A 12,340-nucleotide genomic window follows, 5' to 3' on the forward strand; every position below is an offset into this window, starting at 1 on the left:
CCGGCGGCCTGAGCGGCGCCGCGCCCCGGCGGCCTGAGGGGCGCCGCGCCCCGGCCGCCTGAGCGGCGCGGGGGACGCTCCTCAGTGCGCCAGCGGCACCGGCACCGGTCCGTCGACGATCGCCGCGTCGGCCGCGAGGGCGTGCGCCGGGACGCGCCGGCCCGAGAGCGCGAACGCGATGACGAGGTTGGCGACGGCCAGTCCGGCGGCGACCTGCAGGCCGCGCTCGAAGCCGGCGGCCTGGGCGACCGCCTGGGTGGCGCCGCCGCCGAGCAAATCGTCGACGTGGCCCGTGGCGATCGTCGTGATCACGGCCAGGCCGAGCGCGGAGCCCACCTGGTACCCCGCGGACAGCAGGCCGGACGCGGCGCCCGCGTCCTGGTCGGTGACCTCGGTGACCGCGCCGATCTGGGCCGGCACGCCGATCAGGGAGATCGACGCGCCGAACAGGAGGAAGCCCGGCAGCAGGTCGCCGGCGTAGGAGCCGCCGGCGGTCGCGGTCGAGAGGAGGAGCAGCGAGCCGCCGCCCAGGAGGGCGCCGAGGGCGATGACGGGGCGTGCGCCGAGCCGGCCGACGAGGCTCTGGGCGACCATGGCGCCGGCCACCGCGGTCACCCCCATCGGCACGAACTGCAGGCCGGTCTCGATCGCCGAGGCGCCGCGGACGCCCTGCATGAAGATCGCGGAGAGGTAGAACATGCCGATGAAGGCGCTGCCGTTGAGCGCCAGGGCGACGCCGGAGAGCGCCAGCGGGCGGGACCGCGCCAGGCGCGGCGGCACGAGCGGGGCGGCGGCGCGGGTCTCGACCACCGCGAAGGCGATCAGCAGGAGGGCACCGCCGCCGACCAGGGCGAGGACCTCGGCCGAGCCCCAGCCCATGACGTCGGAGCGGATCACGCCGAGGACGACGGCGCTGACGCCGGCGGTCGCGAGGACCGCGCCGGTGACGTCGAAGGACCGCGCGCTCGCGTCGGCGCGGCTCTCCCGGATGAAGACCGGGATGGCGACGAGCGCGGCCAGGGCGATCGGGACGTTGACGAAGAAGACCCACTCCCACCCGAGGGAGTCGATGAGCAGGCCGCCGGCGACGACGCCCGCGGTGCCGCCGAGGCCCGCCAGGGCGCCCCAGACGCCCAGTGCGATCCCGCGTTCGCGCCCGGGGGCGAAGGTCACGGTGACGATCGACAGCGCGGCCGGGGAGAGGAGCGCCGCGCCGACGCCCTGCAGGGCGCGGAAGGCGATCAGCGCGCCCGAGCTCGGCGCGAGGCCCGCACCGAGCGAGGCGAGCGCGAAGACGCCGAGGCCCACGCTCAGCATGCGGCGACGGCCGAGCAGGTCGGCGGTCCGGCCGCCGAGCAGCAGGAGCCCGCCGAACGCCAGCGTGTACGCGCCGACGACCCACTGCAGGTCGAGGGCCGAGAAGCCGAGGTCGGTCTGGATCGCCGGCAGCGCGACGTTGGCGATCGTCACGTCGAGGACGACCATGAACTGCGCCAGGGCGAGGACCGCGAGGGCGCGCCAGCGGCGGGGGTCCGGCAGGCCGTCGGTGCTGCCGGCGGGCCGGGCCGCCGACGGCACGTGGGGCGGCGCGGCGGTCGGGGTGGGGGAGGTGGGCGAGGACATGGCGGGTGCTCCGTGGTCTGCGAGGAACCGTCCGGGTAGGGAACGATTCAGGCGGTGAATGATTCGTCGCGGCGACGATAGGGCACGGATCGAAATCATTCAAGAGGAAAATGATTCATGGGCTATGCTCGTCCGGTGATCGACGATCAGGCCTGTCTGGCCCAGGACGACCCCAACCGCCTGTCGGTGCTGCCGCAGGGCGTGGCGGAGCGGCGGGGCCTGCTCGTCTACAAGCTCGCCAACGAGCTCTTCGTCCGCATGACGCCGCACTTCGAGGAGCTGGGGATCGACGGCCGCGACTACGCGCTCCTGGCCGTCCTCAGCAACGACGCGCCCGGCTCGCAGGCCGAGCTGGCGCGGCTCTGCTCGCTCCTGCCGGCGCAGCTCGTGCCGGTCCTCGACGCGCTCGAGCAGGGCGGTCTCGTCGAGCGCCGTCGGGACGACCGCGACCGTCGCCGGATGATCGTGCGGATCACCGACGAGGGACGCGCCCGCCTCGCGCAGGCCGACGCCGCCGCGAGGACGATCGAGGACGAGCTGCTCGGCCCGCTCGACGACGAGGCCGTCGCGCGTCTGGGCGCCGGGTTCCGCGACGCGCTGGGCGCCCCGGCTCCCGCGGTCTGAGCGTCCGGGTCCGACGCGTCGTCCGACCGCGGCACCCCGTGCGTACGATCGGGCGATGGGACTCGCCGACCTCCGCCGGACCTACGACGGCACCCCGCTGACCGAGGCCGACCTGCACGACGACCCGCTCGTGCAGGTCGCCCGGTGGGTCGCCGAGGCCCGCGACGAGCTCGAGAAGGCCACGGAGGTCAACGCGATGGCCGTCGCGACCGCCGACGCCCGCGGCCGCCCGTCCGTGCGGATCGCCCTGCTGAAGGACCTCGACGAGCGCGGACTGACGTTCTTCACCAACCTCGACTCCCGCAAGGGCCGCGAGCTGCGCGAGAACCCCTACTGCGCCCTGGCGCTGCACTGGCAGCCGATCTACCGGCAGATCCGCGTCTCGGGTCCGTGCGTCGAGGTCGACCGCGACGAGGTCGACGCGTACTTCGCCAGCCGCCCCGCCGACAGTCGTCGCGGTGCCTGGGCGTCGGAGCAGAGCGCCCCGATCGCGTCGCGCGAGGCGATCGAGCAGCGGATGGAGGAGCTCGGCGCCCGCTTCCCGGACGACGACGCCATCCCGACCCCGACGAACTGGGGTGGCTTCCGCGTCGAGCCGGACGAGATCGAGCTGTGGCAGGGCCGGCCCGATCGCCTGCACGACCGCTTCCTGTGGACCCGCGAGGGCGGGGCCTGGAAGCGGGAGCGCCTGCAGCCCTGAGGCCCCCGCCGTAGGGGCGTACGCCGTTCCCGGGTCTGCCCGTCGGCGCATCCGATCGGGCGCCCGTGGCGTTGTATGGGTGTATGGGACGCCGAGAGGCGCTTCCCGGCCGGTTCGCCGGCACTGCCCCACAACGCGTCAGCAGGAGAGCACATGCCCCTCGGAATCGGACCCATGGAAATCGTCGTGGTGCTCGTGATCGCGCTGCTGGTGATCGGCCCCAAGAAGCTCCCCGACATGGCCAAGTCGATGGGCTCGGGCCTGCGCGAGTTCAAGGACTCCCTCTCCGGCGAGTCCGACGAGCGCGACGCGCCGGCGCAGGTGGCCCCGGTCGCTTCCGCCCCGCGCAACGAGGCGGTCTAAGCTCCGATGCAGATGGCGCCCCCTTCCGACCACCTGAGCTCCCTCTCGGACGCTGCCCTGATGCAGCGGGTCGCGAAGATGGACGCCGAGGCCTTCGAGGTCTTCTACGACCGGCACGTCTCCAGCGCCTACGCGCTGGCGTACCGGATCGTCGGCAGCAGGCAGCCCGCCGACGACGTCTGCCAGGAGGCCTTCCTCTCGGTCTGGCGCTCCGCCGCGCGGTACGACGCGAACCTGGGCAACGCCCGGTCGTGGATCCTGGCCGTCGTCCGCAACCGGGCGATCGACCACCTCCGCCGCGTGACGCGCACCAAGGAGCGCGAGGTCGCGGACGAAGCCCTCGCCGAGCGCCACCCGGCACCGCAGGACCAGAACACCGAGTCGACCGCCCTGCGCAACGCGCAGGCCGGCGAGACGCGTGAGCTGATGAACGAACTGTCCGACGACCAGCGTCGCGTGATCGAGCTGTCCTTCTACTCCGGCTACTCGCACAGCGAGATCTCGGAGATGCTCGAGCTGCCGCTGGGCACCGTCAAGGCCCGCATGAACCGCGGGCTCGCGCGCATGCGCAACGTCCTGTCTCCCGGAGAAACGGCATGAGCACCGACGACCCCCGCGACCTCATCGGCGCCTTCGTCCTCGGTGCGTGCTCCGTCGAGGAGCACGCCCAGGTCCGCGCCCACATGAAGGTCGATGCGTCCTTCCGCGCCGAGGTCGAGTCCTTCGACGTCGTCCACGACGCGCTGCTCGAGGTCCCGACGACGCTCGACGACGTCACCCCCGGCGTCGACCTGAAGCGCTCCGTGATGGAGCAGGTCCAGGCCGAGGCGTCGCTGTTCGCCGCCGCCAGCACGGGCGAGCGCGCTGCGATCGTCAGCCGGCAGGAGGTTCCCGCGCCGTCCGCGCCGCGGGCGAGCACCGAGGCGCCCCGCGGCACCGGCGCCCCGGCGCCCAGTCCCCGACGCAATGCCTTCATGGCCGCGTTGACCAGCCCCGCACGTGCCACCGCGCTGGCCGCGGTCATCGTCGCGCTGATCGTCGGCGGCATCGCCCTCGGCGGTGGCGGTGGGTCGGACGTCCGCGAGGTCAACGGTCAGGTGACCCCGGTCGCCGGGGCCAACGCCACCGTCCGGATGGTCGTGGACAAGGACCAGAGCCGCCTGAAGCTCAGCGGCTTCGAGAAGGCCGGCACCGGCCGCAAGTACCAGGTGTGGCTGAAGTCCGGCGACGCCGCGCCCAAGCCGACGACGGTCCTCTTCGACGTGGACGCCCGCGGCAACGGCACCGCCACGGTCCCCGGTGACATGAAGGGCGTCGACGACGTCCTCGTCACCTCGGAGCCGGAGTCCGGGTCGCAGACCCCGACGACGGACCCGGTCCTGCACGTCCAGATCTGAGCAGGGCGGCGCTCCGGCGCCGCCCACCGCGGTCCTCCGAACGCCCCGGTCCTCCTGGGCGTTCGTCGTTTCCTGGAGCGGGCCGGACTTGGCCCACGTACGTCGTCCTCGTCGTCGGCCTCGCCCCGCACCGGGCGGGGCGGCGCGCTTGGCTTCGACCCGCCGAGCGGTCGCGGTCAGTCGGCCGCGACCGCCGGACGTGCCTCGCGCGGGGCCAGGTCCACGGCGTCGGCGACCAGCGCGTAGGAGCGCCTCCGGGCGTCGTGGTCGTGCACGACCGACGTGACCATCAGCTCGTCCGCGTTCGTGCGGGCCAGCAGCTCCTCGATGCCGCGGCGGACGGTGTCGGGGCCGCCGACGATCTGCGACGCGCGGCGCTGCTCGGCGAACGCCCGGCTGCCCGGGTCCTTCAGCGCGCGCTCGGCCTCCTCGGGCGTGGGCAGCAGGCCCGGCCGTCCCTGACGCAGGCGCAGGAACTGCAGGACGTTCGGGCCGTTCAGGAACTCCGCCTCCGCGTCGTCGTCCGCGGCGACCATCGCCGTCCCGAGCATCACGTACGGACGCTGCAGGACCTCGGACGGCTTGAACGACGCGCGGTAGAGGTCGACCGCGGGCACCGTGTTCTGGGCGCTGAAGTGGTGGGCGAACGAGAAGGGCAGGCCCAGCTCGCCGGCCAGCTGCGCGCTGTAGCCCGACGAGCCCAGGAGCCAGATCGCCGGCTCGTAGCCGTTGTTCGGGACCGCCGTGATCCGGTGCAGGGGATCCTCACGGGGGAGCTCGCCCTTGAGGAAGCCCCGCAGCTGCGCGAGCTGGGCGGGGAAGTCGTCCTCGTTCGAGAACGGGTCGCTGGACCGGCGCAGTGCGGCGGCGGTCAGGCCGTCGGTGCCCGGAGCCCGGCCGAGACCCAGGTCGATCCGCCCGGGGTGCAGCGCCTCGAGCATCCCGAACTGCTCGGCCACGACCAGCGGGGCGTGGTTGGGGAGCATCACCCCGCCGGAGCCCAGGCGGATCCGCTCGGTGTTCGCGGCGAGGTGCGCGATCAGCACCGGCGGCGACGAGCTGGCGATGCCCGACATGTTGTGGTGCTCGGCGACCCACACGCGGTTGTAGCCGAGGGCCTCGACGTGCCGGGCGAGGTCCACCGCGTTGCCGAGCGCCTGCCCGGGCGTGGAGCCCTGCGGGACGGGGGCCAGGTCGAGGACCGACAGCGCGATGTCGCTCATGCCTCCATGGTGGCAGCCGGGGACGGGCGGCCCGTGGGCCCGGGCGGTCGCGGACCGGGCCGTGTCGTGTCGTGTCGCCGGGCGGACCCCGATCCCGCTCGGCGTCCCGGCACCCGCGCCCCCCGCAGGTACGGTGGGGGCGTGCCGCACGAGAACGTCGCCCTGATCCGCCGGTTCTACGCCGCTCTGCACCGGGGCGAGGCCGCCGAGATGGCCCGGTGCTACGCCCCCGACGCGACCTTCTCGGACCCGTTCTTCCACGACCTGCGGGGCCCGGAGGTCCCGGGGATGTGGGACATGCTGCTCGGCAGCGCGGAGCGGATGAGCGTCGTCGCCGACGAGATCGAGGCGGACGCGACGACGGGCTCCGCGCACTGGGTGGCGACCTACCCCTTCTCGAAGTCCGGTCGGGACGTCGTCAACGACGTCCGTGCGCGCTTCCGCTTCCGGGACGGGCTGATCGTCGAGCACGTCGACGTCTTCGACGCGCGCCGCTGGGGCGTCCAGGCGATCGGGTTCAAGGGCAACGCGCTCGCCCTGCCGCCGCTGCGGGGCATGCTCGCGCGGAGCCTGCGCAAGGAGCTCACGGCGCACCTCGCGGGCGACGGCGCGGCGGATCCCGCGAGCTGACTCGGCGGGCCGTCCGCCGGACGGCCGGCGGTGCGCCGGCGGGACCCGTCCCGTCACCGGCGCTGCTCGGCCCCGCAGGTCCGCCGACGGACGCCGGCGGGGCGGGATCCGCCCCGTCCCGTTGGCTCAGGCCGCGCCGACCGCCGGGGCGATCTCGACCTCGCGCGCGCCGCGCCCCGGCGCGAGGAACCGCAGCAGCCGCCGACCCTCCGCCCGGATCGACGCCGCCGCGCGCTGGGAGGGCCGCCGGAACGGCACCACCCGGATCCTCGCCCCGTCGGGACCGGAGGACGAGGTCCAGGTGGCGACGGCGAACCCGTCGACGAGGACCGTGCCGAAGATGATCCCGTTGACCGTGAAGACGTGGGGGCGGTGCGCCGGGTCGAGGATCCGCTCGTGGTGGACGTGGGAGAGCAGCGCGTTGTCGAAGCGGGGGAGGAAGCGGACCGGGGCGGCGACGTCCTCCGCGGGCCGTGGCGCATCCCGCAGGTCGTAGAGCGTGCGGCCGGCCTCGTCCTGCAGGACCACGACGCCGTCGAGCTGCCCGAGCACCTCGCGCATGCCGGTCAGACCGCTCCACTTCGTCGCGTCCGCGGCGGTCGCCGGCCCGAACGCGGCGAGGTACCGGCGCACGAGCTCGTGGGCGGGCCCCTCGGGCGCCAGGGGCTCCGTGAGCCGCTGCTCGGCCGGCGCGAAGCGGGTGCTGCCCGGCGCGAAGCCGTCGGGGTGGCCGGGCGTGGGCACCTGCACCAGCGGCAGCAGCATCCGCGCGACCTGGGCGGCCGCGTGGCCGTCCAGCTGCGGGAACGCGTCGTGCAGCGGCGCCTCGAGCGCGGCGATCGTGCGCGGCTCGTCGGTCAGCAGGCGGTGGCCGAGGGCGAGCACGGCGTCGAGGTCGGCGTCCTCGGCGACCGCGCGCATCTCCGGCATGCGCAGCGCGGTGCGCAGGACGGGCTGCAGCGTCATCCGGTGGCGCGCGTAGTCCGCCGCGCTCAGCAGGTGGATCGTGCCCCGCATCGCCGTCGCCCGGACGACCTCCCCGTCACGGAGGGCCGCGAGCAGGTCCTCCCGGCGGAACCCGTCGATGCGGCTCCAGAGTCCGACGAACGGCGGTGCGGCCTCCTGCGCCTGCACGCCCGCGAGGCGCTCGACCATCGCCGAGGCGGTGTCGCCCACGCGGTCCAGGAGCGCCTGCCGAGCGAGGAGCGCGCGGTTCAGGCGGCGGACGGAGAGCACCTCGGGCACGGACCGAGGATCCCCGGGGACGCGGACGGACGCGGTCCGCGATCGTCCAGTGCGGCAGCCGTCGTTTGACGGGGTGGGCAGGGGGTACGCGACCTGCACCCCATCCCGGAGCACGCCATGGCGAACCCCAAGTCCTACCTCGCGAAGAAGGCGGCCAAGAAGGCCGCCAAGGTCACCCTCAAGCACGCCGCCCACGGCACGGCGACGAAGGCGAAGCGTCGTCCGATCCGCTCCGTCACGCTGCTCCTCACGGGTGCCGCCGCGGGCAGCTCGGTGTCGTTCGCGATCGCCCGCCGGGCCACCCGCCGCCGCCTGCACGCCGAGAAGGTCGCCGCCGACGCGGCCGCGGTCGTCGCCGCCGACCAGGAGCGCGCCGCCGCCCGCCACGAGCGCCGTCGCGCCGAGCTGGACGACCGCACCCTGACCGACCGCGTCAAGAGCGAGATCTTCCGGCCCGCCGACTCGCCGAAGGGCGACGTCGTCGTCGACAGCGAGAACGGCGTCGTGCACCTGCGCGGGTCGGTCGCCACGGCCGAGCTGCGCGACCGCCTGGTCGGCGACGCGTCGGCCGTCGACGGCGTGCAGCGGGTCGAGAACCTGCTCAGCGTCCGCGACTGACCTCCCGCCCCGCCCCCCGCACACAGGAACCCATGAGCACCGCATCCCCCATCGCCCACGCCTCCGGCACGTTCGACGTCGGAGGCGACCTCACCGTCCACCGCCTCGGCTACGGCGCCATGCAGCTGACCGGGAAGGGCGTCTGGGGCCCGCCCGCCGACCGCGACGAGGCGGTCGCCGTCCTGCGCCGCGCCGCCGAGCTGGGCGTCGACCTCTTCGACACCGCCGACTCGTACGGCCCGTTCGTCTCCGAGGAGCTGATCCGCGAGGCCCTGCACCCCTACGCCGACGTCGTGGTCGCCACGAAGGCCGGACTCACCCGCCCCGGCCCCGGCGACTGGCGTCCCGTCGGCCGCGAGGGCTACCTCCGTCAGCAGCTCGAGGGGTCGCTGCGCCGTCTCGGCGTCGACACCATCGACCTCTGGCAGCTGCACCGCATCGACGGGGACACCCCCGCCGAGGAGCAGTTCGAGACGCTCAAGGCGGTGCAGGACGAGGGCAAGGTCCGGCACGTCGGGCTCTCCGAGATCACGGTCGACCAGCTGGACGCGGCCATCGACGCGGGCGTGAAGGTCGCGACCGTCCAGAACAAGTTCAACCTCGTCGAGCGCGACGCCGAGGACGTGCTGGACCGGTGCGAGGAGCTCGGGATCGGCTTCATCCCGTGGTTCCCGATCGCCACGGGGCAGCTCGCGAAGGACGGCGGGCCGCTGGACGAGATCGCGAAGGAGCACGGCAGCTCGCCGGCCCAGCTCGCCCTGGCCTGGCTGCTGCACCGCTCCCCCGTGATGCTGCCGATCCCGGGCACCTCGAAGGTCGCCCACGTCGAGCAGAACATCGCCGCGGCCGAGATCGAGCTCTCCGACGACGAGGTCCGGCGCCTCGAGCAGGCCGGCCGCGAGGCGGCCGAGCAGCAGGACTGAGGGCGCGGGAGGGGCGAGGTCCGGCGAGAGCGGCCGGGGGCGGGCGGGGGCGGCCGGGGGCGGGCGATACCCTCACGGCATGACCGCCACCGCCTGGTCGACCGCCTCGGCGGGGCTCTCCCTGCCGCTGCGCCTGGCCTGGGTCCTCGCGCGGGAGGACGGTCGACCGCCCGTCGAGATCGGGGGGCCAGGCCCGTTGCTGCTCGGTGCGGCCGTGCTGCAGCTGCTCCACGACGGGGCGCTGCGACGCGAGGGTGCGGCCTACGTGCGCGGGGACGGCGACGCCGGTGACCCGTTCGAGGCGTGGGTCCGCGACGAGCTGCCCGACGGCCCTGACGGCGACCGGCAGCTCGAGGGCCTGGCGGCCAAGGTCTCCGGCCGGGCCGGCCACCGGTCGACCGAGGTGCTGGAGGAGCTCGGGCTGCTGACCCGCGTCCCGCGGCGCATCCTCGGCGTGCCGCTCGGCAAGGCGCTGCGCGTGGCCGACCTCGGGGCGCTCGAGCGCGACCGGGACCTCGTCCGCGCCGTCCTCGACGGCCAGGAGTCCCACGACGTCGCGATGGGCGCCCTGATCGCCTACCTGCACCACGGCGGGCTCGTCGCGCGCCTCGAGCCCGAGGACCTGCACGCGGCCGAGACCCGGGCGGCCCGCATCGCCGGCGACGACCCCGACGGCGCCCCGGCGCCGCAGGGCCCGGTCGCCGACGCGGTCCGCCGCACGGTCGAGGCGATGCACGTCGTCCTCGTGCCGGTCGGCGCCGTCCAGGTCGTGACGACCACGGCGCACCCCGCGCGCTGAGGGGGACCGCGGGTCGCCGGTCTGCCGGGCGGATCGCCGGGCGCGGGTGGGGAACGACGCAGGTTCGTGCCGTCCGGCGGCACGTTGCTGCGTCGGTCGGCTTGGGGCGGCGGGCGACGCAGGTTCGTGCCCTCCGGCGGCACGTTGCTGCGTCGATCGGCCCGGGGCGGCGATCGTCCGCGCCCCCCGACGTCGACCGGACCGCGCCGCCCCGGTCAGGCCGTGATGCGCCAGCCCGCGATGTCGATGAGGAAGTGGGCGATCACGAGGGCGCCGAGGTAGAAGGTCGAGACCGCCAGGGCGGCCCCGACGCGGACGGCCGCGGGCCGGTCGCGGACGAGCCCCAGACCGACGGCCGCCGCCCAGCCGAGGGCCGCCTCGGCGGGGATCACGTAGATCGCCACGCCGAGGACGCGGGTGGTGTCGCCCGTCGGCTCCCACAGGTCGACCACCGGGGCGAGCAGCTCGGTGCCGAGGAAGATGCCGGCGGCCAGCGCCGCGGTCCGGCCCGGACGACCGCCGCCGAGCGCCAGAGCCGCGAAGAGCGGGGCGACCCACATCCCGCCCATCGCGACGGGGATGACGTCGTCGACCCGCGGGCCCCCGACGTCCGGGAACGCCAGGGTGCCGACGAGGTCCGCGAGGATCCAGTCGGGCAGCACCTGGAAGATCGAGACGGGCAGCAGGAACGCCCACATCGCCACCCAGTCCGCGCGGCCGACGCTGCGCGCCACGAGGGGCAGCGCCACGTTGTAGCCGACGACACAGGCGAGCACGGCCCAGCCCTGGGCCGGCGCCGGCAGGAGGATCGCCACCGCGCCGAAGACCAGCAGCGCCGCGTGCACGAGCGCGATCGCCCGGAGGTCGCGGGGGAGGGGCCACGGGGCGGACCGTGGACGAGGCAGGGCGACGGAGGGCACCCGCGCACCCTAGACGTGCGCTTGACAGCGCGTCAAAGCGCCTGGCCGTCCGGCGGCGACGACCGGTGTCGTCGAGCGTCGCTGCGCCCGCCGTCCCGGGGCCGACGAGCGATGGCGTGCCCCGGGCCCGGGGCACGAAGAGCGGCATCTCACCATCCGGGCGTCACCCGGCCTCGGGGAGCAGCTCCTCGAGGCGGTCGACGAACGCGGCCTGCGCGGCGACGAGCTTGACGCGGGCGACGTCGGGGGCGACCCACGCCACGCGGTCGACCTCCGGGAACGACTGGGTGCGGCCCGACCGCGGCGGCCACTCCGTCTCGAACGTCCCCGGGACGATCGCGTCCGGGTCCAGGTCGCCCTCGACGGCCCAGGCGCGGACGCGCTTGCCGCTCGTGTTGCGGACCTCGCCCAGGTCGATCGCGTCACCCTCGGGCGCGGGGAGACCGAGCTCCTCGGTCCACTCGCGGCGGGCGGCGGCCAGGGGCTCCTCGTCGGGCTCGCACTCGCCCTTGGGGATCGACCAGGCGCGCTCGTCCTTCTTCGCCCAGAAGGGCCCGCCCATGTGGGCGACCAACAGCTCGACGCCCCCGCCGGCGGACGACCGCCGCCACAGGAGGAGACCGCCGCTGAGCACCGTCGAGGCCATCGCCGGATCATGGCGATCGCGGGGCCCGGACGGGGCGACGCACGACGCGCCGCGGGGTGCTTCGCCACCCGCCGCTTCGCCACCCGCCGCTCCGCGCTGCCCCGGCTACCGCGGCGCCGGCTTGAACAGCCGCACGTTGCGGTCCGCCGCCGCACCGGCGTTGCCGCCCGGCCGCCCGCCCTGGGCGTCGAGGTAGGCCAGCTCGCGGGCGACGTCGCCGAGGGGGTCGGGGGCGGTGTCGAGCTTCCAGGTCTCGAGCACCGCGCCGCCGCCCGCGGTCTCGCGCACGCGCAGCGCACGGCCCTGCTGCGGCCAGTCGGCCAGCGCCGAGGTCGTGATCGACCAGTAGCCGCCCGCGGCGGTCCGGACGGGCTGGACCAGGTCGTGGTGGGTGTCCCCGCCGATCGTCGCCAGGACGCGAGGTGCACGGGCGAGGCGGTCGCGGATCGCCCGGCCGCGTGCGGTGCGGTCGAGCGGGTCGTGGAACGCGACGAGGACCCAGCGGTCGCCGGCGGAGGACAGGGCGCGGTCGAGGAACGCCAGCTGCGCGGCCTCGGCGGCCCCCGTGTCGCCGCCGCCGCGCGGGACGTCGTCGAGCAGCACGACCCGCGCGCGGTCGCCGACGTCGC

Annotated in this window: 15 protein-coding genes; 9 read left to right on the forward strand and 6 right to left on the reverse strand. The window is 75.1% G+C overall.

Translation table 11 applies throughout. The annotated features are described in order from the left end of the window. Positions 1-81: 81 nt before the first annotated feature. Positions 82-1,623: an MFS transporter gene (locus tag Q7T67_RS08215; protein ID WP_304787916.1), complete on the reverse strand. Its 1,542-nt coding sequence runs from the start codon at positions 1,621-1,623 to the stop codon at positions 82-84. 135 nt (positions 1,624-1,758) lie between these two features. On the opposite strand from Q7T67_RS08215, the gene Q7T67_RS08220 reads away from it, so the two are divergent. From Q7T67_RS08220 to Q7T67_RS08240, 5 genes are all read left to right on the forward strand, one after another. Beyond that, positions 1,759-2,247 (forward strand): MarR family winged helix-turn-helix transcriptional regulator, encoded by a 489-nt coding sequence (locus tag Q7T67_RS08220; protein ID WP_304787919.1) that lies wholly within the window; start codon positions 1,759-1,761, stop codon positions 2,245-2,247. Between the two features lie 55 nt (positions 2,248-2,302). Further along, positions 2,303-2,947, forward strand: coding sequence for a pyridoxamine 5'-phosphate oxidase (gene pdxH / locus Q7T67_RS08225; protein WP_304787921.1), 645 nt, complete (start codon positions 2,303-2,305; stop codon positions 2,945-2,947). 153 nt (positions 2,948-3,100) lie between these two features. Further along, positions 3,101-3,310, forward strand: coding sequence for a twin-arginine translocase TatA/TatE family subunit (tatA, locus tag Q7T67_RS08230; RefSeq protein ID WP_304787923.1), 210 nt, complete (start codon positions 3,101-3,103; stop codon positions 3,308-3,310). 12 nt (positions 3,311-3,322) lie between these two features. After that, complete coding sequence (locus Q7T67_RS08235) at positions 3,323-3,910, forward strand: RNA polymerase sigma factor (protein WP_304787926.1); 588 nt, start codon at positions 3,323-3,325, stop codon at positions 3,908-3,910. Continuing rightward, positions 3,907-4,707 carry an anti-sigma factor gene (locus tag Q7T67_RS08240; protein WP_304787928.1) on the forward strand — a complete coding sequence of 267 codons (801 nt, stop codon included), beginning with the start codon at positions 3,907-3,909 and terminating at the stop codon, positions 4,705-4,707. Before Q7T67_RS08235 ends, Q7T67_RS08240 begins: the two co-directional genes overlap by 4 nt. Before the next feature lie 176 nt (positions 4,708-4,883). Here Q7T67_RS08240 and Q7T67_RS08245 read toward each other — a convergent pair whose 3' ends face one another. After that, positions 4,884-5,930, reverse strand: coding sequence for an LLM class flavin-dependent oxidoreductase (locus Q7T67_RS08245; protein WP_304787930.1), 1,047 nt, complete (start codon positions 5,928-5,930; stop codon positions 4,884-4,886). 141 nt (positions 5,931-6,071) lie between these two features. Between Q7T67_RS08245 and Q7T67_RS08250 the strand changes: the two genes are divergently transcribed. Next, the gene (locus Q7T67_RS08250) at positions 6,072-6,560 is read left to right on the forward strand and encodes a nuclear transport factor 2 family protein (RefSeq protein ID WP_304787932.1); all 489 of its coding nucleotides are present in this window, start codon (positions 6,072-6,074) and stop codon (positions 6,558-6,560) included. 126 nt (positions 6,561-6,686) lie between these two features. Here Q7T67_RS08250 and Q7T67_RS08255 read toward each other — a convergent pair whose 3' ends face one another. Continuing rightward, positions 6,687-7,805 carry a winged helix DNA-binding domain-containing protein gene (locus Q7T67_RS08255; RefSeq protein ID WP_304787934.1) on the reverse strand — a complete coding sequence of 373 codons (1,119 nt, stop codon included), beginning with the start codon at positions 7,803-7,805 and terminating at the stop codon, positions 6,687-6,689. Positions 7,806-7,922: 117 nt separating this feature from the next. On the opposite strand from Q7T67_RS08255, the gene Q7T67_RS08260 reads away from it, so the two are divergent. The 3 genes from Q7T67_RS08260 to Q7T67_RS08270 all read left to right on the forward strand — a co-directional run bounded on the left by Q7T67_RS08260 (position 7,923) and on the right by Q7T67_RS08270 (position 10,145). Beyond that, positions 7,923-8,423 (forward strand): BON domain-containing protein, encoded by a 501-nt coding sequence (locus Q7T67_RS08260; protein WP_304787936.1) that lies wholly within the window; start codon positions 7,923-7,925, stop codon positions 8,421-8,423. A 32-nt stretch (positions 8,424-8,455) separates the two neighbouring features. Beyond that, positions 8,456-9,346 (forward strand): aldo/keto reductase, encoded by an 891-nt coding sequence (locus Q7T67_RS08265; protein ID WP_304787938.1) that lies wholly within the window; start codon positions 8,456-8,458, stop codon positions 9,344-9,346. A 79-nt stretch (positions 9,347-9,425) separates the two neighbouring features. Continuing rightward, a complete protein-coding gene (locus Q7T67_RS08270) occupies positions 9,426-10,145 on the forward strand; it encodes a GPP34 family phosphoprotein (RefSeq protein WP_304787940.1) in 720 nt (239 codons plus the stop codon). 215 nt (positions 10,146-10,360) lie between these two features. Here Q7T67_RS08270 and Q7T67_RS08275 read toward each other — a convergent pair whose 3' ends face one another. The 3 genes from Q7T67_RS08275 to Q7T67_RS08285 all read right to left on the reverse strand — a co-directional run. Then, a complete protein-coding gene (locus tag Q7T67_RS08275) occupies positions 10,361-11,065 on the reverse strand; it encodes a hypothetical protein (protein WP_304787942.1) in 705 nt (234 codons plus the stop codon). A 163-nt stretch (positions 11,066-11,228) separates the two neighbouring features. Then, positions 11,229-11,711, reverse strand: coding sequence for an NUDIX domain-containing protein (locus Q7T67_RS08280; protein ID WP_304787944.1), 483 nt, complete (start codon positions 11,709-11,711; stop codon positions 11,229-11,231). 105 nt (positions 11,712-11,816) lie between these two features. Then, positions 11,817-12,340: metallophosphoesterase (locus Q7T67_RS08285; protein WP_304787946.1), on the reverse strand; the 524-nt coding region annotated here is incomplete at its 5' end.

This window comes from Patulibacter sp. (assembly GCF_030655195.1).
Taxonomy (GTDB): domain Bacteria; phylum Actinomycetota; class Thermoleophilia; order Solirubrobacterales; family Solirubrobacteraceae; genus Patulibacter.